The 4,521-nt window shown below is 71.9% G+C and carries 6 protein-coding genes; 5 read left to right on the forward strand and 1 reads right to left on the reverse strand.

From position 1 onward, the window contains the following. Positions 1-210: 210 nt before the first annotated feature. Positions 211-594: a helix-turn-helix domain-containing protein gene (locus CQZ88_RS16290; protein ID WP_029544089.1), complete on the reverse strand. Its 384-nt coding sequence runs from the start codon at positions 592-594 to the stop codon at positions 211-213. A gap of 130 nt (positions 595-724) precedes the next feature. Between CQZ88_RS16290 and hisD the strand changes: the two genes are divergently transcribed. The 5 genes from hisD to CQZ88_RS16310 form a co-directional block, all read left to right on the forward strand. Beyond that, positions 725-2,092: a histidinol dehydrogenase gene (gene hisD, locus CQZ88_RS16295; protein ID WP_029544087.1), complete on the forward strand. Its 1,368-nt coding sequence runs from the start codon at positions 725-727 to the stop codon at positions 2,090-2,092. Further along, positions 2,089-3,213, forward strand: a complete 1,125-nt coding sequence (locus tag CQZ88_RS16300; protein WP_006937022.1) for a histidinol-phosphate transaminase — start codon at positions 2,089-2,091, stop codon at positions 3,211-3,213. The genes hisD and CQZ88_RS16300 overlap by 4 nt, the downstream gene beginning before the upstream one ends. Next, positions 3,210-3,842: an imidazoleglycerol-phosphate dehydratase HisB gene (gene hisB, locus CQZ88_RS16305; RefSeq protein WP_029544085.1), complete on the forward strand. Its 633-nt coding sequence runs from the start codon at positions 3,210-3,212 to the stop codon at positions 3,840-3,842. Before CQZ88_RS16300 ends, hisB begins: the two co-directional genes overlap by 4 nt. Continuing rightward, the gene (locus CQZ88_RS29930) at positions 3,842-3,997 is read left to right on the forward strand and encodes a hypothetical protein (RefSeq protein ID WP_006937015.1); all 156 of its coding nucleotides are present in this window, start codon (positions 3,842-3,844) and stop codon (positions 3,995-3,997) included. The genes hisB and CQZ88_RS29930 overlap by 1 nt, the downstream gene beginning before the upstream one ends. Before the next feature lie 29 nt (positions 3,998-4,026). After that, positions 4,027-4,521: MFS transporter (locus tag CQZ88_RS16310; protein WP_146034319.1), on the forward strand; the 495-nt coding region annotated here is incomplete at its 3' end.

Below are 4,521 nucleotides of genomic sequence, written 5' to 3' on the forward strand. Positions count from 1 at the left end.
TCGACTTCAACTTCTTGTGCACGTGGTCGAGCAAGGGACATCTCCAGATGGGGAAGAGGGGTGTGCCCCGAGGGTGACACCGCGTGCCGGGTCGCGCATCTTACCGCGAAGTACATGCGAGCTGCACGTGGGGCGGGCGGGCGGGGACGCGGCGCCCCACCAGCCGAAACCTGAGGATGGCTCACATTATGCCGTCCGATGTGACCTTACTCACTCCGCATCGTCGTCGGAGCGCGCACCCCGGCGCCGCTTACCCACGGTCACCTCCCGGAACGCCTCGTACATCTCCACCAGCGACCGCCGCTGCGCGTTCGTCAGATCCGGATCCTCCCGGATCGCGTGCACCACCGCGGACTCTCCCGGATCCGGCCGCCCCGCCTCGGCCGTCAACGCATCCGCCGACAGATGCAGCTGCTCGGCGATGGCCTGCAGCACGCGTTCGCTCGGCGCCCGCAGGTTCCGTTCGATCTGCGACAGATACGGGTTCGAGATCCCCACCATCGCGGCGAGCTGCCGCATGGGCAACTCGGCGAGCTCACGTTGCCGGCGGATCAGCTCCCCCAACGTCGGGGGGTGCGACACATCGTCCTCCATGTGGTCAGCATAGGTCCGGCCGCCGGCCGCCCCGAGGCGCACGGACGGCGCGTTCGGGGACTGCCGTCGAGGGCGATCGCCGCCATCACGGATAATGGAACGGACCCCCGTTCGCGAGAGAGGACACCTCATGCTTGCCCGCACCGACCTGCGTGGTCGAACCCCCACCACTGCGGAGCTGAGGGGCGCGCTGCCCCGCGGCGGAGTGGATGTGGACGCGGTGCTGCATCAGGTGCGGCCCGTGGTCGAGGACGTGCGCGACCGAGGCGCCGCCGCCGCCCTCGACTACAGCGAGAAGTTCGACGGGGTGCGCCCCGACCGCGTGCGGGTGCCGAAGGCCGAACTCGACCGGGCCCTCGAGGAACTCGATCCCGCCGTGCGCTCGGCGCTGGTCGTCGCGATCGAACGCACCCGCACGGTGCACCAGGACCAGCGCCGCACCGACACCGTCACCGAGGTCGTGCCCGGCGGCACCGTCACCGAACGCTGGGTGCCGGTCGAGCGGGTGGGGCTGTACGTGCCCGGCGGCAACGCCGTCTACCCGTCGTCGGTCGTGATGAACGTGGTGCCCGCCCAGGCCGCCGGCGTCGAGTCGCTCGTCGTCGCGTCCCCGCCGCAGGCGGACTTCGGAGGCCTGCCGCACCCGACCATCCTCGCCGCTGCCGCCCTGCTCGGCGTCGACGAGGTGTGGGCCGTCGGCGGTGCCCAGGCCGTGGCGCTGCTCAGCTACGGCGGCACCGATATGACACCGGACGGCACCGCCGTCGTGACACCGGACGGCACCGCCGTCGACGACGCCGAACTCGCGCCCGTGGACATGATCACCGGCCCGGGCAACATCTACGTCACCGCCGCCAAGCGCCTGTGCCGCGCCGTCGTCGGCATCGACGCCGAGGCCGGCCCCACCGAGATCGCGATCCTGGCCGACCACACCGCCGATCCGGTCCACGTCGCGGCCGACATGATCAGCCAGGCCGAGCACGACGTCATGGCCGCGTCGGTCCTCGTCACCACCAGCGCCGAGCTCGCCGACGCCGTCGACGCCGCCGTCGCCGCCCAGCTCGAGCTCACCAAGCACCGCGAACGCGTACGGACCGCGCTGTCGGGCAGCCAGTCCGGGATCGTCCTCGTCGACGACCTCGACCAGGGCCTGAAGGTCGTCGACGCCTACGCCGCCGAGCACCTCGAGATCCAGACCGAGAACGCCTCCGCGGTCGCCGCGCGGGTACGGGCCGCGGGCGCGATCTTCGTCGGCCCCTGGGCGCCGGTCAGCCTCGGTGACTACTGCGCCGGCTCGAACCACGTGCTGCCCACCGCCGGCTGCGCCCGGCACCAGTCCGGACTGAGCGTGCAGACGTTCCTGCGCGGCATTCACGTCGTCGAGTACAGCCGCGAGGCGCTCGAGGACGTCGCAGGGCACGTGATCACCCTCGCCACCGCCGAGGACCTGCCCGCGCACGGCGAGGCCGTGCGGCTGCGCTTCGAGGACCTGCAGTGAGCGCCCCGGGATCCGGCATCACCGTCGACGACCTGCCGCTGCGGGAGAACCTGCGCGGCAAGTCCGCCTACGGTGCGCCGCAGCTGACGGTGCCGGTGCAGCTCAACACCAACGAGAACCCGCACCCACCGACCCGCGCCCTGATCGACGACGTCGCCGAGTCGGTGCGCGAGGCCGCCGCGCAGCTGCATCGCTACCCCGACCGTGACGCCGTCGCGCTGCGCACCGACCTCGCCGCCTACCTGACCCGGCAGACCGGGGTGGGCGTGAGCGTCGAGAACGTCTGGGCCGCCAACGGGTCCAACGAGATCCTGCAGCAGATCCTGCAGGCCTTCGGCGGGCCGGGCCGATCCGCTATGGGATTCGTGCCGTCCTACTCGATGCACCCGATCATCGCCGACGGCACCCAGACCGAGTGGCTGCCGACCTACCGGGGCGAGGACTTCACCCTCGACCTCGACTCGTCGGTGGCCGCGATCCGCCGGCAGCAACCCGACGTGGTGTTCGTCACCAGCCCGAACAACCCCACCGGGCACAGCATCCCGCTCGACGAGCTGCGCGCGATCTGCGCGGCCGCGCCCGGCATCGTGATCGTCGACGAGGCCTACGCCGAGTTCTCCGCCGCCCCCAGCGCGCTCGCGCTGATCGACGAGTTCCCGGCCAAGGTGATCGTCTCGCGCACTATGAGCAAGGCGTTCGCGTTCGCCGGGGGCCGGCTCGGCTACCTCGCCGCCGCGCCCGCGTTCGTCGAGGCACTGCTGCTCGTGCGGCTGCCCTACCACCTGTCGGTGATCACCCAGGCTGCCGCCCGGGCCGCGCTGCGGCACGCCGACGAGACCCTCGGCTCGGTCGCGCGGCTGTGCGCCGAACGCGACCGCATCGCGACCGAGCTGACCCGATTCGGCTACCACGTGGTGCCTTCGGACGCGAACTTCATCCTGTTCGGGCGCTTCGCCGATGCCGCCGCGACCTGGCAGCGCTACCTCGACGAGGGTGTGCTGATCCGGGACGTCGGTATCCCCGGGTTCCTGCGCACCACCGTGGGCCTGGCCCACGAGAACGACGAACTGCTACGGGTGAGCGAGAAGCTCGCCGCCACCGAGATCGAGGACGGGCGATGAGCGAGCAGACCACCCCCACCCCGCGCACCGCGCGGATCGAGCGTGCCACCAAGGAGTCGTCCATCGTCGTCGAGCTGAACCTCGACGGCACCGGCCGCACCGACATCACCACCGGTGTCCCGTTCTACGACCACATGCTCACCGCGCTCGGTCAGCACGCCAGCTTCGACCTGACCGTGCGCGCCCAGGGCGACATCGAGATCGAGGCGCACCACACCGTCGAGGACACCGCGATCGTCCTCGGTCAGGCGCTGAATCAGGCACTCGGGGACAAGCGGGGCATCCGCCGCTTCGGCGACGCGTTCATTCCGATGGACGAGACCCTCGCGCACGCGGCGGTGGACGTCTCCGGCCGGCCCTACTGCGTGCACACCGGCGAACCGGACTACATGGTGCACTCGGTGATCGGCGGCTACCCCGGCGTGCCGTACTCGACCGTGATCAACAAGCACGTGTTCGAATCCCTCGCCTTCCACGCCCGCATCGCCCTGCACGTACGCGTGCTCTACGGCCGCGACCAGCACCACATCACCGAGGCCGAGTTCAAGGCCGTCGCGCGGGCGCTGCGCCAGGCCGTCGAACCGGATCCCCGGGTCAGCGGCGTGCCGTCGACCAAGGGCACCCTGTAGTGGACGTCGTCCTGACGTACGGCCTGTTCATGCTCGCCGGCCTCGCCGCGGGTGGCACCTGGTCGACGTGGCGGGGCGGCAACACCCTCTTCGCCGGGGTGCTGCTGGCGCTGACCCTGCTCGCCGCGATCGCCGGTGTGCTGAGGCTGCTCTGACGTCGTCGGATCGGCCGGGCCTGTTCGCGGTGCCGGGGCTGCCCGCCGCCTGGGCGATGGCGGCGGGCGCGTTCGCCGGGTTCTCCCTGCTGCTGCCCGTAGTGCCCCGGGCCGTCGCCGACGCCGGCGGCAGCGGCACCCTCGCCGGCGCGGTGACGGCGGTGTTCATGGGCGCGACGGTGCTCACCCAACCGGCGGTGCCGCGCCTGGTGCGGGCCCGCGGCTACCGGCCCGTGCTCGCCGCAGGATGCCTGCTGCTGGGCCTGCCGTCGCTGCTGCTCCTGCTGTCGCTGCACCCGGCCGTGGTGCTGCCGACCTCCGCGGTGCGGGGGATCGGCTTCGGCATGATCACCGTGGCCAGCGCCGCCCTCGTGGCCGAACTCGCGCCCGCCCGGCTGCTCGGCCGCGCCACCGGCGCACAGGGCATCGCGATCGCCGCGGCGCAGATGGTCGGACTGCCGCTCGGACTGGCGGTCGCCGAGCGGGCCTCCACCGCACCCGTGTTCGTGCTCGGCGCGGCGGTG

It is taken from the genome of Rhodococcus sp. ENV425, from assembly GCF_002887785.1.
GTDB classification, from domain to species: domain Bacteria; phylum Actinomycetota; class Actinomycetes; order Mycobacteriales; family Mycobacteriaceae; genus Rhodococcus; species Rhodococcus aetherivorans.